The sequence below is a fragment of the Janthinobacterium sp. LS2A genome, assembly GCF_036543145.1.
Lineage (GTDB): Bacteria > Pseudomonadota > Gammaproteobacteria > Burkholderiales > Burkholderiaceae_D > Janthinobacterium > Janthinobacterium aestuarii.
On record NZ_JAZHPB010000012.1, the window covers coordinates 46895 to 62524 of the forward strand.

The following is a 15630-nucleotide window of genomic DNA, read 5'->3' on the forward strand; positions in this document are numbered from 1 at the left end:
GGGTCTGCGCTGGCGCAAACAGCACGGCGATAAGTCGAGAAGAATAGCGTTGGGATTGATCAGACCGCTTGCCAGGCAAACCTTGGCGTGGTGAAAACGGGGCGCATAAGCAGCCCCGCCTTCACTAAGGTGAACAAGAAGGTGAGGTCAGGGCTTGCGCGCCTGCCCCACTTCGGCAATCGCATCCTGGAACTCGGCCAGGTCTTCGAAATTCTTGTAGACGGAGGCGAAACGGATGTAGGCGATCTTGTCCAGGCGCTTGAGTTCTTGCATGACGAGTTCGCCGATATAGCCGGAATCGACTTCGCGCAAGCCGCTGGTCAGCAGCTTTTCCTGGATGGACGCGATGGCCGTATCCACGGAGGCGGCCGCGACGGGACGCTTGCGCAAGGCCAGCATCAAACTGCCGCGCAACTTATCCGCAGCGAACTCCGTCCGGCTGCCATTCTTTTTGACGACGGCCGGCATGATAAGTTCAATGCGCTCGTACGTGGTAAAACGCTTGTCGCATTTGCCGCAGCGGCGGCGGCGCCGAATGGCATCCCCTTCCTCCGATACGCGCGTATCGAGAACCTGGGTGTCGCCGTGCTGGCAAAATGGACATTTCATGGGCTGGTTACAACTTTATAGTAATAATTACGGGAAATCGCCGTCCTTGTGCAAAGGGCGCCCGAATCACTCCGGGCGCCCTTGGGCACGAAGGAATGTGTCATACAGAATCTTACTCCGTATGACACATTCTGGACAAATTATTATGCGGCGTACACAGGGTGCGCGTCGGCCAGGACTTTCACTGCCGCTTTCACGCGCTCGATGGTGGCGGCGTCATGCGGATTGTCCAGCACGTCGGCGATCAGGTTGCCCACTTCTTCCGCTTGCGCTTCCTTGAAACCGCGCGTCGTCATCGCCGGGCTGCCCAGGCGGATGCCCGAAGTGACGAATGGTTTTTGCGGGTCGTTCGGGATACCGTTCTTGTTGCAGGTGATGTGCGCGGAACCGAGGATGGCTTCGGCTTCCTTGCCCGTCAGGTTCTTGGCGCGCAGGTCGACCAGCATGACGTGCGATTCGGTGCCACCGGAAACGATGCGCAGGCCGCGCTTGATCAGGGTTTTCGCCAGCACGTCGGCGTTCTTGATCACTTGCTTCTGGTATTCGACGAATTCAGGGCTCAGCGCTTCCTTGAAAGCGACGGCCTTGCCGGCGATCACGTGCATCAGCGGGCCGCCCTGGATGCCAGGGAAGATGGCCGAGTTGATGGCTTTTTCGTGTTCGGCCTTCATCAGGATGATGCCGCCGCGCGGGCCGCGCAACGATTTGTGCGTGGTCGAGGTGACGAAGTCGGCGAACGGCACCGGGTTCGGGTACAGGCCGGCGGCGATCAGGCCGGCGTAGTGGGCCATGTCGACCATGAAGTAGGCGCCAACTTCCTTGGCGATCTTGCTGAAGCGTTCGAAGTCGATCTTTTTCGAGAACGCGGACGCGCCGGCGATGATCAGCTTCGGCTTGCGTTCGCGGGCCAGGCGCTCCATTGCCTCGTAGTCGATGTCTTCTTCCGCCGTCAAACCGTAGGAGACGACGTCAAACCATTTGCCGGACATGTTCAGCGGCATGCCGTGGGTCAGGTGGCCGCCTTCGGCCAGCGACATACCCATGATCAGGTCGCCTGGTTTCAACATGGCAAAGAACACGCCCTGGTTCGCTTGCGAGCCGGAGTTCGGCTGCACGTTCGCGCATTCGGCGCCGAACAGCTGCTTGACACGGTCGATGGCCAGTTGCTCGGCCACGTCGACGTATTCGCAGCCACCGTAGTAGCGCTTGCCTGGATAGCCTTCGGCGTACTTGTTCGTCAGCTGCGAGCCTTGCGCTTCCATTACGGCTGGCGACGTGTAGTTCTCCGACGCGATCAGTTCGATGTGATCGTGCTGGCGCGTGTTCTCTTTTTGAATGACGGCGAACAATTCAGGATCGACGTTGGCGAGGGTGTGATCTTTTGCAAACATGTAAAAACTCCAAGTATGAGGGTGCTTGTACTGGCAGATTGGATCGAATGAGGGGAGCCGGCGTTAAGTGAATAACAACATTGGACAGGCAGCCTCTTCGTGCTTTTCCATAGTGGCTACCCAGGCGAACGGCTGATGAAAAATCTCACGTTTCCCGGTGGGTGCCCACCTTTCGCCGGATTGCCGATCGCCACTCATGGAGATCGCCCGACTTTTCGCCAGTCACGTGAGACGTAATGGAATGCAAATTGTAAGTTAAGTGCCCAAATTGAGCAAGGAATGCAAGCGTGCGGCTATAATCGCCGCCCGGGCAGCGCCGGCCCATCGTCTTAAGCTGGATGTAAACTTTGCTCAGGCATGTAAGCGTATGTTACGGGGCTTGCCATTGCAGCTCTCCGTTTTACAATGCTGCGGTGCAACTTATATGCAGCTTTTGCATGGCTTTCCAGCAAGCGCCCACAGTCACAAGAAGAAAAATCGCGTAAAATGTTGCTCAATCTCACTACTGGCGCAATAAACATGCCTTCAGTCTTTACCTGGAACGTACGTGTCTACTATGAAGACACCGACGCCGGCGGCATCGTCTATTACGCTAACTACCTGAAATTCTTCGAGCGCGCGCGCACCGAATGGCTGCGCGCCATCGACGTGGGCCAGCAGGAATTGCTGGAACAGCACGACGCAATGTTCGTTGTCAAAAGCGTCAACGCCGACTATCATGCGCCAGCCAGGCTCGATGACACGGTAAGATTAACCTTAAACATAGAAAAAATGGGGCGCGCCTCCATCGTTTTCCTGCAACAAGCCTGGTGCGGCGACCGCCTGCTCAACACGGCCCGCGTCAAGATCGGCTGCGTCGATTCGGCACTGCGTCCGCGCGCCGTGCCTGATGCAGTCGCGGCCCGCATGCGCGCCGCCTGAGCCCTACCCGCCACCTCCGGACAATTCACCCAACAGACTGCCAGCCAATGAACGTTACACAAGATCTTTCTTTCCTCGCGCTCATCTCCAATGCCCATTTGATCGTGCAACTGATCATGGCCCTGCTGCTGCTGATTTCCCTGACCAGCTGGACCTACATTTTCCGCAAGATGTTTGCCGTGCGCCAGGCGCGCAAGCAAACCATCGAATTCGAACGCAGCTTCTGGGCCGGCGGCAACCTGCATGCGCTGCACCAGAACGCCAGCGGCAACCGCGACCAGAGCGGCGCGCTGGCCCGCATCTTCGACGCAGGCATGGGCGAATTCATCAAGGGCAAGGCTTCCTACGGTTCGCGTGAAGCGCTGGACGTCGGCGCCGTGCTCGACGGCGCACGCCGCGCCATGCGCGCCGCCTTCCAGCGTGAAATGGACGTGCTCGAATCGCATCTGGCCTTCCTCGCTTCCGTCGGTTCCGTCTCGCCATACATCGGCCTGCTCGGTACCGTCTGGGGCATCATGAACGCCTTCCGCGGCCTGGCCAACGTGCAGCAAGCCACCCTGGCCGCCGTCGCGCCCGGCATTGCCGAAGCGCTGATCGCCACCGCCATCGGCCTGTTCGCCGCGATTCCCGCCGTCGTCGCCTACAACCGTTTTTCGCATGACATCGACCGCCTGGCGATCCGCTTCGAGAGCTTCGTCGAGGAATTCTCCAACATCTTGCAGCGCCAGTCGCGCTAAGAGGGGGCAGCGTCCATGGGTTCCTCATTCAATAGCGGCGGCATGCGCGGCGGCCGTGGCCGCAAGTTCAAGTCCGAAATCAACGTCGTGCCGTACATCGACGTGATGCTGGTGCTGCTGATCATTTTCATGGTGATGCCGTCGTCGAACAATCCCAGCGTGGTGAACTTGCCCAACGCGGAAAAGTCGGCCAAACCGCCCGATGACTATATTCAGATCGTGCTGAAACCGAATGGTTCACTGTCGATCGGCGTCATCGGCAAGGAACAGCTGTCGCCGGAAACGGAACCGAACCGCGACGCCCTGCTGCGCAAGCTGCGCGGTTTGCACGAGAGCAATCCCGACTATCCCGTGATGATCGCGGGCGACAAGGAAAGCAAGTACGACGATGTGATCCAGCTCATTTCGGAAGCGAAAAAGATGGGCATTACCCGCGTTGGCCTGGCCACCAAGTAAGCGCAGCATCCTGTTTCCAGACTTGACCGTTTTTAGATAGACTAGACTTTGCAGAACAAACAAATCGACCATGTACTCGGCAAGCCCTACAGCGTGCCGCGCGAACGCAGCCGCTGGCCCTCGCTGGGCCTGGCGCTGGCGATGCACCTTGGGCTGCTGTTTTTCCTGTGGGTGGGCGTACACTGGCAAAATACGGAACCTGTCGCCGTCGAAGCGGAAGTGTGGGACATGAAGGTGCAGACGGCCGCGCCGCCGCCCGAAGTGGCGACGGAACCGGAGCCGACACCGGCCCCGCCGCCGGAACCGGAAGTGGAACAGCCGGCCCCGCCGCCACCGCCGCCGGTGGCCGCGCCCGAGCCGAAGGTCGACCTGCGCGAGGCGGAGATCGCCCTTGAGCGCAAGAAGGCCAAGCTGAAGGAAGAAAAAGAGAAAGCGGCAGCGGAAGAGCGCCGCAAGCAGGAACAGAAGGAACGCGAGGAAGAAAAGCGCGAACTGGAAAAACAGAAGCAGAAAGAAAAAGACAAGGCTGAAAAGCTGGAAAAAGAAAAGGCCGACAAGCTGGAGAAAGCCAAGCAGGCCAAAGAGAAAGAAAAAGCGGCGGAAGAAAAAGCCGAGAAGGAACTGTCCGATAAAAAAGCGGCGGCGGAAAAAGCTGCCAAGGCGAAAAAAGCGGCGGAAGAGAAAAAAGCCGCCGACAAGGCACGCGCTGCGGAAATGAGCCGCATCACGGGTGCGGCGGGCGCCGGCACGACGGGCACGGCCGAGAAATCGACCGCGCCACGCAAGGACAGCGGCTATGTCGCTGCCCTGACGAGCAAGATCAAGAGCAATATCGCGTACAGCGGTAGCACGGACGTGCCGGGCAACCCGCGCGCCGTGTTCAAGATCGAGCAACTGCCAACTGGGGAAATTATTTCGGTCCGAAAGATTAAAAGTAGCGGCCTGCCGGCGTATGACAGCTCGGTGGAAAACGCCATTAATAAATCGTCGCCACTGCCGAAGAAAAAAGACGGCACCGTGGAACGCGAGATTGAACTCATATTCGAGATGAAGGATTTGCCTAAATGATGACCATGAAAAAAATGAGCTATGTCGTGCTCTGCGCCAGCCTGGTGCTGGGAGCGTCCAGCGCCCAGGCGCAGTTGCGCGTGGAGATTACGGGGATCGGCAGCAACCAGATTCCGGTGGCTGTCGCCAGCTTCGTCAATGAATCGGCGGCGCCGCAATCGCTGTCGGGCATTATCAAGGCCGACCTGGCGCGCAGCGGCGTGTTCAAGCTGATCGATGCCGATGCGCCCGTATCGGAAACGGCACCCGTCAGCTACGAACAGTGGAAGTCGCGCGGCGCCGACGCGCTGGCGGCCGGCACCGTGCAAAGCATGGCCGATGGCCGCCTGGACGTGCGCTACAAGCTGTTCGACACCATCAAGGGCGCGCAGATTTCCAGCATGAACAATGCGGCCGCGCCGCAGTTCAACCGCTTGCTGGCGCACAAGATCGCCGACGACATCTATGAAAAGCTGACGGGCGTCAAGGGCGCGTTCGCCACGCGCATCGCCTACGTCACACAATCGGGCCGCGAATACCGGCTGGAAGTGGCCGACGCCGATGGCGAAGGCATCCAGGTCGCGCTGCGCTCGAACGAGCCGATCATTTCGCCTGCCTGGTCGCCGGACGGCACCAAGGTCGCGTATGTGTCGTTTGAAAAGAAAAAGCCCATCGTCTACGTGCAAAACCTGGTGACGCGCCAGCGCACCATCGTGTCGAATGAAAAAGGCAGCAATTCCGCGCCGAGCTGGAGCCCGGACGGCTCGCGCCTGGCCGTGGCCCTGTCGCGCGACGGCCATACCCAGATCTACACCGTCAATGCCGACGGCAGCGGCTTGCGCCGCACCAGCACCAGCAGCGGCATCGATACGGAACCTCAATTCTCGGCCGATGGCCAAAGCATTTACTTCACCAGCGATCGCAGCGGCGGACCACAAATCTACCGTATGTCGGCCAGCGGTGGCGAAGCCAAGCGCGTGACGTTTGGCGGCTCCTACAACATCAGCCCGCGGATCTCGTCCGACGGGAAGACACTTGCTTATATTTCCCGTCGCGACGGCAATTTCCAGCTCTACGCGCTCGACCTGGCTAGTGGCCAGGAACTGCGCCTGTCGGACACCGCCAACGACGAATCACCGAGCTTTTCGCCCAACGGGAAATATATCATGTACGCGACCGAATCCGGACGACGCAAGTCGCTGGCAGTGGTATCGGTGGATGGCCGCGTCAAACAGCGTTTGACTACGCAAGCTGGCAATATCAAGGAGCCCACCTGGGGTCCTTTTATGAAGTAAATGCTGTACAGTTTCACCTTTAACCATGACCCGGAGAATAAAAATGAGTAACTTTAAAAGTTTGGCTTTCATCGCCGCTACCGCAGCTCTGCTGTCCGCCTGCAGCACCCCAGTCAAAGTAGCAGAAACCCCAGTGGTTGAGCGCGCTCCTGAAAAAGTCGTAGCTCCAGTTGACACCCGTCAAGTTCAGCCAGTGACGACCGCATCGGTCGATCCACTGGACGATCCAAAAGGCGTGCTGGCTAACCGCAGCATCTACTTCGACTTCGACAAATACGTCGTGCGCGAAGCGGACACCCCAGTCGTGCAAAACCACGCTGCTTACCTGGTGAAAACGCCTAGCCGCAAGATCCTGATCCAAGGTAACACCGATGAACGCGGTGGCGCTGAGTACAATCTGGCCCTGGGCCAGAAACGTGCTGAAGCCGTGCGCAAGTCGATGGCAGCCCTGGGCGTGCCAGAAGGCCAAATGGAAGCCGTGTCGCTGGGCAAAGAAAAGCCTAAAGCACAAGGCAGCAACGAAGCAGCATGGGCAGAAAACCGCCGCGCTGACATCGTTTATTGATGTTGACAGGTGAGCGCGGCAGCATTGGCGCTTACCTAACTGGCCAGTCATAGGCATAATAATGGGGCGCAGCGCGGTGATTCACCGCCCGGCGCCCCGTTTGCATGTTTGCGTAACCTTAGAAAGCCCGACCCATGATGACATTCTCGAAAGCCGGCGTCGCCGCCGCCTTGATGGCCGCGTTTGCCTACCTGCCCTTGCACGCCAACGCCGCCCTGTTCGATGACGACGAAGCGCGCAAGGCCATCCTCGAGCTGCGCGCCAAGGTCGACGCCATGGCGCGCGACCTGAACAGCCGCGTCGACACCAAGGCGGACAAGACCAGCACCCTGAGCCTGATCAACCAGCACGACCAGACCATGCAAGAGATCGCCCGCCTGCGCGGCCAGATCGAAGTGCTGGGCAACGACCTGGCGAATGTACAAAAGCGCCAGAAGGATTTCTACACCGACATCGATGCGCGCCTGCGCAAGCTCGAGCCGCGCCAGGTCACCATCGATGGCCAGGAAGCGGCCGTGGGCGTATCCGAGCAAAGCGCGTACGAATCCGCGTTCGGCCTGTTCAAGTCGGGCGACTACAAGGGCGCCGTCACGGCCCTGGACGGCTTCGTGAAACGCTATCCGGAATCGGCCTACGCGGCCAACGCGCAATACTGGCTGGGCAACGCCTATTACGCCCAGCGCGACTGCAAGAGCGCCATCACGGCCCAGCAGGCAGTGCTGAAGAACTACCCGGACAGCCCGAAGGCGCCCGACGCCATGCTCAACATCGCCAGCTGCTACACGGAGCTGAAAGACAAGGCCAACGCGACCAAGACCCTGAACGCCCTGATCTCGCGCTACCCGGACTCCAGCGCGGCCCAGGCTGCCAAGGAACGGGGCGGCAAAAAGTAAAAGCGGGGAAAAAGTTGCCCGTTAGGTTTGACAGAATCCCGGGCACCCCCTATAATCTTTCTTCTTCGGGTCGTTAGCTCAGCTGGTAGAGCAGCGGACTTTTAATCCGTTGGTCGCAGGTTCGAATCCCGCACGGCCTACCACGAATACGCAGTACTGATCTGCTTGCGAGTTGTTATAGCAAGCATTTTTTTACGGCACAGTGTTACCGAAGTTGTTGTAAAAAGTTTTTGGGTCGTTAGCTCAGCTGGTAGAGCAGCGGACTTTTAATCCGTTGGTCGCAGGTTCGAATCCCGCACGGCCTACCAAATACTCCAGAGAAGCCAACCGTTCGCGGTTGGCTTTTTTGTTTTCAGCAGCATCACTTGCACGCGATGCCATCGCTGACACAAATCAAACGCCTTGCCACCTGCGATACAGCTTTATCGGACTGTCGTATAATCAGACAATCATGAACTCCACACCATCCTCGACCATGTCCGAGTTTGCTACAACAGAAGCAGCCGAAACCTATGAACAATGGTTTCGCGCAAAGGTGCTGGCGTCGCTCAATGATGACCGCGCTACCGCCTCGCACGAGACAGTCATGGCGCAACTGAGGAAAATCGTCACGCCGCAGACTGACGGCCATGCTGCCGATTCAATGGAAGGTTGAAGCTCAAGAAGATTTGACCGCGATACTCACGTATATCGCGCAGCACAACCGGCCGGCAGCGCTGCAGCTTTACCATGACATCGACAACGCCATCTCCCGGCTTTCCTGCCACCCTCACCTATACCGGTCCGGAAGAGTTTCAGGCACGCGCGAACTGGTTGCACATCCAAACTATGTCGTCGTGTATCGCGTTGAAGCAAGCGCGATAGAAATTCTTGCCGTCATGCATACGCGGCAACTATATCCTTGAGCAACAATACCTCCACCCTTTTGCATGACGCCCCGAGTTTCTAACGCGACACCAGCGCCTGCCGCCCGGCCAGATGCGCCACCACGCTCCCCATCACACGCCCCAGCGGCACCTCCACCCAGCGGTAAAACGCCGCGCCGGCCGCCAGGCTGGCGCCCCAGGCCGTCAGCATGCCCAGTGCCTGCCACTCGGGCTCGAGTGGAACGTAGGTGACAAACAAGGCATTCACCAGCAGGCTGACGGGAAAGTGGACGAGGAACACGGCATACGAGATCCGGCCCAGGGCGTTGATGACATTCCAGGCGCCTCCCTGCGCAGGCGTGCGGGCGCGGCCGAACAGGAACAGGGCGCAGGCGACGATCAGGGCAAAGGCGATGCGGCTGCGGTAGTCGACGGCCAGGGCCAGCAGAACGGGCACGGCGGCCATGGCCATGAGCACGGTCATGGCGCCAGGTTTACGGGCCGGATCGCTGGCCCACCAGGCCAGCATGCCGAGACCATAGCTGCCGAAGAAATACGGCGCCCAATTGTCCCAGTCCGCGTCCAGATTGAAATACAGCAGGGAAAAGGCGATACCGACGGTGACGGCCAGCGGCATCAGCCAGTGCCGGCGCCACTGTCCCGCCACGCGGCCGCTCAGCCACAGCAGCGATACGGTCAGCAGGTACAGCTGGAAGTCGATGGCCACGTACCAGGCGCCGGCCGACAGCGATTCATAGCCCAGCACGCCGTGCAGCAGCAAGGCATGTGCACTCAGCTGGCCCAGGGTGACGGCGGCCGACATGGAGTCGTGCTGCATCCAGATGCCGGCCACTGGCGTGATGATGGCGGCGAGCAAGGTGGCAGCCAGGAAAGGCGGCGCCAGCTTGGCATAACGGCGCCAGACCGCTTGCAGAGGGTTGGCGATGCCGGGACGGCCTGCGGGCGAGAGCGATTTGGCGACGAGAAAGCCGCCGATGACGAGAAACACTTGCACGGCGATGCGCGCGCTGCCACCGAGCCAGTCCAGCAGCTCGGGCCACAGCGGCTGCACGTAATCGGACATGGGCCCGTAAAACGCCAGATGGTGCAACACGATCAACTGCGCCGCGCCTGCCTTCAAACCATTGATCCAGCCAAACTGCGGACGATGTGCCAGGTCCGCCTGTGATACCACTGCTGCTGTCATTCCCTATCCTTGCCGTGCCAGGTAGTCTCGCCAGCCATGCGCGCAACGGGCGCGCGGCCGAGGATTTACCGAAAGGCCGACATCATAGCCGAGCCTGGCATTTCGGTGACGCGCGGCAGACGACCGATATCAATCCTTGCGCGAAAAATCGGCACGCAACAGGGTCTGGATCACGCTGCCGCCCTGCTCGTTCGCGCGCACGGCGACCGCCATGGACGGCATGACGAACAGCACGCCATCGTGCTCTTCCCAGGCATCAACCAGTTGCTCCAGTTCGCGTCCCAGCGACTCCACCCGCCCGATCTGCCGGGCCAGCTGCGCCTCGCACTTGCCGTCATAGCCGACACGGCGGGGGCACTCATCGATGCGCACGAACGGTGTCTTGCTGTCGCGCAAGCGCGCGGACAATTGCGCGGCCACCGCCGCCGGCGCGCCATCGAGATACAAATGGTAAGACGGCACACGGCAGCATCTCCCGGACAACAACAGCACGCCGACCCTGGCGCCGAATGCGGCCGTGGTGGCTACCGGCACATAGGCAAACGGCGGCGTGTTGCCGTCCCATACAAAAGTCTTGCGCTGCTCGGCGGCGTTCGCCCCGCGCCAGCCGGACAGGCAGACGGCATTGTCGGCGGCAAAACAGGTTCGGTAGCCCGTCTGATCGCTGATAAACAATTGCTCTACCGGATTGCGCGCGCCGGCGGCCTCGGGCGCGGTGCCGTCCGGCCGCACTTCCCAGCTGCCCGCGCCGTTCTTGTGCCATGCCAGCGCCGTGCGCGACCAGGCCCATAGCCGCTCGTATGGCTGGAATTGGTAGGTAGGCGTATCGGCCAGGTAAATTCTCGGCAGCGGGATCGGGTCTCGCCGCTTGCCGTCCGCATCGACGACCAGCACCACGGACGGCGCATATTCGCTATCGACATATGCAAACGACCTTCCATCGGGCGAGATGGCCGCCAAGACTTGGGCGTGCAAGTCGCCATCGTTTTCTGGCGGACTGGGCAGTACAGTGGTTTTCAGGGGCAAGCCACGTAACAGAAAACCGGGGCGCTGGTCGCCGGGAAAATAGCGCACGCCGGGAGAGAGGGGAAAGCCATGCGTGTACGTCTCGGTGCCACGGTAGCCGTCTTTCGACGCCGCGACCTTCTCGACCACGGCCTTGCCCGCTTGCTCGTGGACCAGCGCCAGCACGCTGTCATCGTCAGGCAATCTGACAAAATAGACGGGCTGGGCGAAGTCGGTCCAGCGTTCGATGCCATCAGTGGTCTTGACGACAACTTTATCGCTATGGATCAGCCGCATGGAATTGTTGTGCGTGGACATCAGGGAACCGCCACCCTGGCGGTACTCGACCGATAAGGCGGCAAACCGCCCGTACGTGTCGGCCTTGGTCACCTTTTCGCCGCGCCGCAACACATCGGCATATTCGCCCGTGGCCGGCTCCGTGTAAGGCCAGCAGCCAGTGAGCAGTACGAAAGCGGTGGCGCAGCACCAGCGATAGCGTGCAGGAATTCTCATGCGTAATCAACCTTTCAGCTTGAGACTGCACTCCAGTGCTGCAAATTCGGCAATCTTGCAGGCATTCTACGACAGATTCAGGGCTGATTCGCTTGCGGCTGCGCCAGGATGGCGCCGAGCAAGCCGGGAAAGCGGCTCTCGATATCGGCGCGGCGCAAGGTGTTCATATGCGTCGTGCCCGCGTTTTCCGTGTAGACGAGGCCCGCTTCGCGCAAGACCTTGAAATGGTGGGAAACGGTCGACTTCGGCCGCCCGCCGTCCAGATCGCCGCAAGCGGCCGCGTCGACTCTGGCCAGGTGGCGCACGATGTCGAGGCGAATGGAATCGCTCAAGGCGTACAGCACTCTTTCAAGCACGAATTCACTGGCGGCAGGATGTTTGTGTGGACGCATGTGCAGAATCATACAGCATGCGCTATACTAATTCCATTCTTCGAATATTTACGAACTACCGAATCAGCATTCACCCACATTTCCACCAACAAACACAAAGGCCACCATGTCCGCCCTCTTCCAGCCCTACACCCTCAAAGACATCACCCTGCGCAACCGCATCGCCGTGCCGCCCATGTGCCAGTACATGGCCGTCGATGGCCAGGCCAACGACTGGCATCTGTCGCACTACGCGGGCATGGCCCGTGGCGGCGCCGGCCTGGTGATCGTCGAAGCGACGGCCGTGGCTCCGGAAGGCCGCATCACGCCCGGCTGCACCGGCATCTGGAACGATGACCTGGCGCAAGCCTTCGTGCCTGTCGTGAAAGCCATCAAGGCGGCCGGCTCCGTGCCCGGCATCCAGATCGCCCACGCGGGCCGCAAGGCCAGCGCCAACCGCCCATGGGAAGGCGACGACCACATTCCTGAAGGCGACGCGCGCGGCTGGCAAACCATCGCCCCGTCCGCCATCGCCTTTGGCGGCGGCCTGCCGAAAGTGCCGCGCGCCATGGACCTCGACGATATCGCCCGCGTGAAACAGAACTTCGTTGACGCGGCCGTGCGCGCCCGCGAAGTCGGCTTCGAATGGCTGGAGCTGCACTTCGCCCACGGCTACCTGGCGCAAAGCTTCTTTTCCGCCCACTCGAACCAGCGCGACGATATCTATGGCGGCAGCCTGGAAAACCGTAGCCGCTTCCTGCTGGAAACATTGAAAGCCGTGCGCGAAGTGTGGCCCGAACACCTGCCGCTGACGATCCGCTTCGGCGTGCTGGAATTCGATGGCCGCGACGAACAAACCCTGCTCGAATCGATCGGCCTCGTGCGCCAGTTCAAGGATGCCGGCATGGACATGATCAGCGTCAGCATGGGCTTCACGATTCCCGACGTGTCGATTCCGTGGGGCCCGGCCTTCATGGGCCCGATTGCCGAGCGCGTGCGCCGCGAAGCGGGCGTTCCCGTCTCGTCCGCCTGGGGCTTCGGCACGCCAGCGATTGCCGAGCGCGTCGTCAAGGACGAACAGCTCGACGTGGTGATGGTCGGCAAGGCGCACTTGGCCAATCCGCACTGGGCATACTTTGCCGCCAAGGAACTCGGCGTGGAACGCGCCTCGTGGACCCTGCCGGCGCCGTACGCGCACTGGCTCGAGCGCTATTGATCGTCCTTGACCGTCGCCGGATGCCCCTCCAGGGGCAGTTCCGGCAGGAACAGCAGGAAGACCAGTCCCAATAGCAGCAGCACGGCGCCGGCGCCAAACACGCTGGCGATCGCATGGCGGTACACGTCCACCGTCTGCGCCGCCGCCTGCGCACCCAGCGCCGAGACGGCTTCCACGCCGTGCTTGTGCAGCTGATGCGCGAGGATGGCGCCCGACGCCGTCACGCCCAGCAAGCCGCCCAGCGAGCGGAAAAATGCCAGCATGGCCGTGCCAACGCCGCGGCGCGCCAGCGGCAAGGCATTTTGCACGGCGATCGTCATGTTCGGCATCACCAGTCCCAGCCCCGTGCCGAGGAAGAAGATGGCCGGCTCGATGATCCAGTAGCCGCGCGACGTTTCCATGCCCCAGGCCAGCACGGCAAACGCCAGCAGCGCCACGGCCAATCCCGCCACCTGCACCATCTTGTACTTGCCCGAGCGCGACAGCACCCGGCCGTTGAAGATCGACGAGGCCACCAGCCCCACCATCATCGGCACCGTCATCACGCCGGACTCCGCCGGACTCGTGCCCATCACCAGCTGGAAGAACAGGGGAAAGAAGACGCTGGCGCCCATCAGGCCCATGAAGGTCACGGCCATCACCAGGCTGGCGATATTGAAGGTGCGGTTTTCGAACAGGTCGGGCGGCAGCACGGGCTCATCCACCTGCCCCACGTGCACCGCCAGCCAGATCCCCAGCAGCACGGCAATGCCGCCGCACACCTTGATGGCCAGCCCATCCCACGGCCACTCGGTGCCGCCCAGCGCCAGCGCCAGCAGGGCCGCCGTGATGGCGCCCGTCAGCAAGGCCGAGCCCAGATAGTCGATCTTGTGCGCATGCGTGCGCGCCGGTTTGCGCATGGCGCGCGCGATGATGACAAAGGCGGCCGCGCCGATGGGCAGGTTGACATAGAAAATCCAGTGCCACGACAAGGCATCCGTGATCACGCCGCCCAGCACGGGACCGAGCACGCTGGTGACGGCATACACGATGGGCACCATGCCCTGCCGCTTGCCCCGTTCGGCCGGCGGCACGATGTCGCCGATGATGATTTGCGCCAGCGGCATGAAGCCGCCCGCACCGAGACCCTGGATGGCACGGAAGATGATCAGCTCCGTCATGTTCTGCGCCAGCCCGCACAGCACGGAACCGAGCAAAAAGGTCAGCAGGGCAGTAAAGATCATGGGGCGGCGGCCGTACTGGTCGGCCAGCTTGCCGTACAGGGGCATGGTGGCCGTCGAGGCCAGCACGTAGGCCGTCACCACCCACGACAAATGGGCCATGCCGCCCAGGTCATCGACAATGCGCGGCAAGGCCGTGGCGACGATGCTCTGGTCCAGCGCACCGAGTCCCAGCACGGCCATCAGGCCCAGATAGATGGCGCGCACTTCGCGCTCGGTGACGGGCTTTACACCAGTGTTGGCTTGATCGTGATGGCTCATGCTTGTCCGATCTCAAGCAGCGGCTGCATGGCCGCTTCCAGTGCATCGATCTGCTGCGGCGTCAGACGGGCAATGCGCTGCGCCAGCACATCACGGCGGCGCGCACGCAGGGTTTCGAGGATGGCCAGGCCTTGCGCGGACACCTGCAGCCCCGAGCGGCGCCGGTCTTGCGGATCGGGCGCGCCGCGCTCGACCAGTCCCGCTTCTTCCAGCGACTTGACCTGCGCGCTGACGGTCGGCCCGCGCACGTTCTGCAGGCGCGCCAGCGCGGCCACGCCGATGCCAGGCTGCTCGTGGATCAGGGCCAGCAGCATGTATTGCATCATCGACACGCTGCCCTCCAGCTCGCCCCCTTCGCGCTGCATGGAGCGCAGCAGGCGCTTGAACGCCGTGCGCAATTCATCGGACAGCGCCAGCGCGCGTTCGGGGATGGGAAGGTCTTCGGTAGTGGGCATAAGAATTTATAAGTAGGTAGGCTATCTACCTATATTATGCCGTACCCGGGCGCCATGCAAGGCTTTTTTCCATCCCCGCCCTTCCCAAAACCCGCTTTGGCCGTCATAATAGCCGCCCTTGGGTCGTTAGCTCAGCTGGTAGAGCAGCGGACTTTTAATCCGTTGGTCGCAGGTTCGAATCCCGCACGGCCTACCAAGAATTTGCAGTTCGATTGCATGCCGCATGGCAAGCACGTACCGCACAGCGTTACCGTAGTTCAGTTGTAAAGTTTTTGGGTCGTTAGCTCAGCTGGTAGAGCAGCGGACTTTTAATCCGTTGGTCGCAGGTTCGAATCCCGCACGGCCTACCAAATACTTCAGAGAAGCCAACCGTTCGCGGTTGGCTTTTTTGTTTTGGTCCAGTGCTGGACCTGAATATTGAGAAATGCCTAAATCCACACTCAAACAAGCGGATGGTTGCTCTTTTAGTCGCAAGTTCGAGCGCCGCAGAGCCTACCAATGTTCGCAGAAAGTCAGTCTCGGACTGGCTTTTTTTTGGGGGTACCCCTATCATGACGCCACTTTGATCGTGCGCACGTTGGGTGCGCTTCGCGGCTTATTCG

General features: G+C 60.9%; 17 protein-coding genes, 4 tRNA genes and 1 riboswitch. Of the genes, 14 read left to right on the forward strand and 7 right to left on the reverse strand.

Annotation, left to right across the window (positions count from 1 at the left end):
• Window positions 1-147 precede the first annotated feature (147 nt).
• A complete protein-coding gene (gene nrdR, locus V3C40_RS26030; RefSeq protein WP_034759169.1) occupies window positions 148-609 on the reverse strand; it encodes a transcriptional regulator NrdR in 462 nt (153 codons plus the stop codon).
• A gap of 143 nt (window positions 610-752) precedes the next feature.
• Window positions 753-2000, reverse strand: a complete 1248-nt coding sequence (gene glyA, locus V3C40_RS26035; RefSeq protein WP_034759173.1) for a serine hydroxymethyltransferase — start codon at window positions 1998-2000, stop codon at window positions 753-755.
• 111 nt (window positions 2001-2111) lie between these two features.
• Window positions 2112-2236: riboswitch (ZMP/ZTP riboswitch) on the reverse strand.
• 283 nt (window positions 2237-2519) lie between these two features.
• On the opposite strand from glyA, the gene ybgC reads away from it, so the two are divergent.
• The 11 genes from ybgC to V3C40_RS26090 all read left to right on the forward strand — a co-directional run bounded on the left by ybgC (window position 2520) and on the right by V3C40_RS26090 (window position 8819).
• Entirely contained in the window at window positions 2520-2921 is a 402-nt protein-coding gene (gene ybgC / locus V3C40_RS26040) for a tol-pal system-associated acyl-CoA thioesterase (protein WP_070300900.1), read from the forward strand.
• A 47-nt stretch (window positions 2922-2968) separates the two neighbouring features.
• A complete protein-coding gene (gene tolQ, locus V3C40_RS26045; protein ID WP_034759183.1) occupies window positions 2969-3658 on the forward strand; it encodes a protein TolQ in 690 nt (229 codons plus the stop codon).
• Between the two features lie 15 nt (window positions 3659-3673).
• Window positions 3674-4114: an ExbD/TolR family protein gene (locus V3C40_RS26050; protein ID WP_223278896.1), complete on the forward strand. Its 441-nt coding sequence runs from the start codon at window positions 3674-3676 to the stop codon at window positions 4112-4114.
• Between the two features lie 48 nt (window positions 4115-4162).
• Window positions 4163-5182: a cell envelope integrity protein TolA gene (gene tolA, locus V3C40_RS26055; protein ID WP_080698819.1), complete on the forward strand. Its 1020-nt coding sequence runs from the start codon at window positions 4163-4165 to the stop codon at window positions 5180-5182.
• Window positions 5183-5187: 5 nt separating this feature from the next.
• Window positions 5188-6456: a Tol-Pal system beta propeller repeat protein TolB gene (gene tolB / locus V3C40_RS26060; protein WP_034759574.1), complete on the forward strand. Its 1269-nt coding sequence runs from the start codon at window positions 5188-5190 to the stop codon at window positions 6454-6456.
• 43 nt (window positions 6457-6499) lie between these two features.
• Window positions 6500-7021: a peptidoglycan-associated lipoprotein Pal gene (gene pal, locus V3C40_RS26065; protein WP_230542412.1), complete on the forward strand. Its 522-nt coding sequence runs from the start codon at window positions 6500-6502 to the stop codon at window positions 7019-7021.
• A gap of 134 nt (window positions 7022-7155) precedes the next feature.
• Window positions 7156-7914, forward strand: a complete 759-nt coding sequence (gene ybgF, locus V3C40_RS26070; protein WP_034759191.1) for a tol-pal system protein YbgF — start codon at window positions 7156-7158, stop codon at window positions 7912-7914.
• Window positions 7915-7981: 67 nt separating this feature from the next.
• Window positions 7982-8057, forward strand: a tRNA-Lys gene (locus V3C40_RS26075).
• A gap of 89 nt (window positions 8058-8146) precedes the next feature.
• Window positions 8147-8222, forward strand: a tRNA-Lys gene (locus V3C40_RS26080).
• A 143-nt stretch (window positions 8223-8365) separates the two neighbouring features.
• Window positions 8366-8569 (forward strand): type II toxin-antitoxin system RelB family antitoxin, encoded by a 204-nt coding sequence (relB, locus tag V3C40_RS26085; RefSeq protein WP_331778903.1) that lies wholly within the window; start codon window positions 8366-8368, stop codon window positions 8567-8569.
• Window positions 8544-8819 carry a type II toxin-antitoxin system RelE/ParE family toxin gene (locus V3C40_RS26090; RefSeq protein ID WP_331778904.1) on the forward strand — a complete coding sequence of 92 codons (276 nt, stop codon included), beginning with the start codon at window positions 8544-8546 and terminating at the stop codon, window positions 8817-8819. Before relB ends, V3C40_RS26090 begins: the two co-directional genes overlap by 26 nt.
• A gap of 40 nt (window positions 8820-8859) precedes the next feature.
• Here V3C40_RS26090 and V3C40_RS26095 read toward each other — a convergent pair whose 3' ends face one another.
• The 3 genes from V3C40_RS26095 to V3C40_RS26105 form a co-directional block, all read right to left on the reverse strand.
• Window positions 8860-9987, reverse strand: coding sequence for an acyltransferase family protein (locus V3C40_RS26095; protein ID WP_331778905.1), 1128 nt, complete (start codon window positions 9985-9987; stop codon window positions 8860-8862).
• Between the two features lie 129 nt (window positions 9988-10116).
• Complete coding sequence (locus V3C40_RS26100; RefSeq protein WP_331778906.1) at window positions 10117-11505, reverse strand: hypothetical protein; 1389 nt, start codon at window positions 11503-11505, stop codon at window positions 10117-10119.
• A gap of 77 nt (window positions 11506-11582) precedes the next feature.
• Complete coding sequence (locus tag V3C40_RS26105) at window positions 11583-11897, reverse strand: ArsR/SmtB family transcription factor (protein ID WP_128140087.1); 315 nt, start codon at window positions 11895-11897, stop codon at window positions 11583-11585.
• A 106-nt stretch (window positions 11898-12003) separates the two neighbouring features.
• Here V3C40_RS26105 and V3C40_RS26110 point away from each other — a divergent pair, with 106 nt between their 5' ends.
• Window positions 12004-13092, forward strand: coding sequence for an NADH:flavin oxidoreductase/NADH oxidase (locus tag V3C40_RS26110; protein WP_070300894.1), 1089 nt, complete (start codon window positions 12004-12006; stop codon window positions 13090-13092).
• Here V3C40_RS26110 and V3C40_RS26115 read toward each other — a convergent pair.
• Together V3C40_RS26115 and V3C40_RS26120 are read right to left on the reverse strand one after the other, a co-directional pair.
• The gene (locus tag V3C40_RS26115) at window positions 13086-14573 is read right to left on the reverse strand and encodes an MDR family MFS transporter (protein WP_331778907.1); all 1488 of its coding nucleotides are present in this window, start codon (window positions 14571-14573) and stop codon (window positions 13086-13088) included. The genes V3C40_RS26110 and V3C40_RS26115 overlap by 7 nt on opposite strands.
• Entirely contained in the window at window positions 14570-15028 is a 459-nt protein-coding gene (locus V3C40_RS26120; protein WP_034759213.1) for a MarR family winged helix-turn-helix transcriptional regulator, read from the reverse strand. Before V3C40_RS26120 ends, V3C40_RS26115 begins: the two co-directional genes overlap by 4 nt.
• A 120-nt stretch (window positions 15029-15148) precedes the next feature.
• Between V3C40_RS26120 and V3C40_RS26125 the strand changes: the two genes are divergently transcribed.
• Together V3C40_RS26125 and V3C40_RS26130 are read left to right on the forward strand one after the other, a co-directional pair.
• Window positions 15149-15224: transfer RNA gene (locus V3C40_RS26125), tRNA-Lys, on the forward strand.
• A 78-nt stretch (window positions 15225-15302) separates the two neighbouring features.
• Window positions 15303-15378: transfer RNA gene (locus V3C40_RS26130), tRNA-Lys, on the forward strand.
• The last annotated feature ends 252 nt before the right edge of the window (window positions 15379-15630 follow it).

Coding starts and splice junctions, on each gene's coding strand:
- nrdR (WP_034759169.1), bottom strand. CDS start 609: ATGAAATGTCCATTTTGCCAGCACGGCGACACCCAGGTTCTCGATACG.
- glyA (WP_034759173.1), bottom strand. CDS start 2,000: ATGTTTGCAAAAGATCACACCCTCGCCAACGTCGATCCTGAATTGTTC.
- ybgC (WP_070300900.1), top strand. CDS start 2,520: ATGCCTTCAGTCTTTACCTGGAACGTACGTGTCTACTATGAAGACACC.
- tolQ (WP_034759183.1), top strand. CDS start 2,969: ATGAACGTTACACAAGATCTTTCTTTCCTCGCGCTCATCTCCAATGCC.
- V3C40_RS26050 (WP_223278896.1), top strand. CDS start 3,674: ATGGGTTCCTCATTCAATAGCGGCGGCATGCGCGGCGGCCGTGGCCGC.
- tolB (WP_034759574.1), top strand. CDS start 5,188: ATGAAAAAAATGAGCTATGTCGTGCTCTGCGCCAGCCTGGTGCTGGGA.
- pal (WP_230542412.1), top strand. CDS start 6,500: ATGAGTAACTTTAAAAGTTTGGCTTTCATCGCCGCTACCGCAGCTCTG.
- ybgF (WP_034759191.1), top strand. CDS start 7,156: ATGATGACATTCTCGAAAGCCGGCGTCGCCGCCGCCTTGATGGCCGCG.
- relB (WP_331778903.1), top strand. CDS start 8,366: ATGAACTCCACACCATCCTCGACCATGTCCGAGTTTGCTACAACAGAA.
- V3C40_RS26090 (WP_331778904.1), top strand. CDS start 8,544: ATGCTGCCGATTCAATGGAAGGTTGAAGCTCAAGAAGATTTGACCGCG.
- V3C40_RS26095 (WP_331778905.1), bottom strand. CDS start 9,987: ATGACAGCAGCAGTGGTATCACAGGCGGACCTGGCACATCGTCCGCAG.
- V3C40_RS26100 (WP_331778906.1), bottom strand. CDS start 11,505: ATGAGAATTCCTGCACGCTATCGCTGGTGCTGCGCCACCGCTTTCGTA.
- V3C40_RS26105 (WP_128140087.1), bottom strand. CDS start 11,897: ATGCGTCCACACAAACATCCTGCCGCCAGTGAATTCGTGCTTGAAAGA.
- V3C40_RS26110 (WP_070300894.1), top strand. CDS start 12,004: ATGTCCGCCCTCTTCCAGCCCTACACCCTCAAAGACATCACCCTGCGC.
- V3C40_RS26115 (WP_331778907.1), bottom strand. CDS start 14,573: ATGAGCCATCACGATCAAGCCAACACTGGTGTAAAGCCCGTCACCGAG.
- V3C40_RS26120 (WP_034759213.1), bottom strand. CDS start 15,028: ATGCCCACTACCGAAGACCTTCCCATCCCCGAACGCGCGCTGGCGCTG.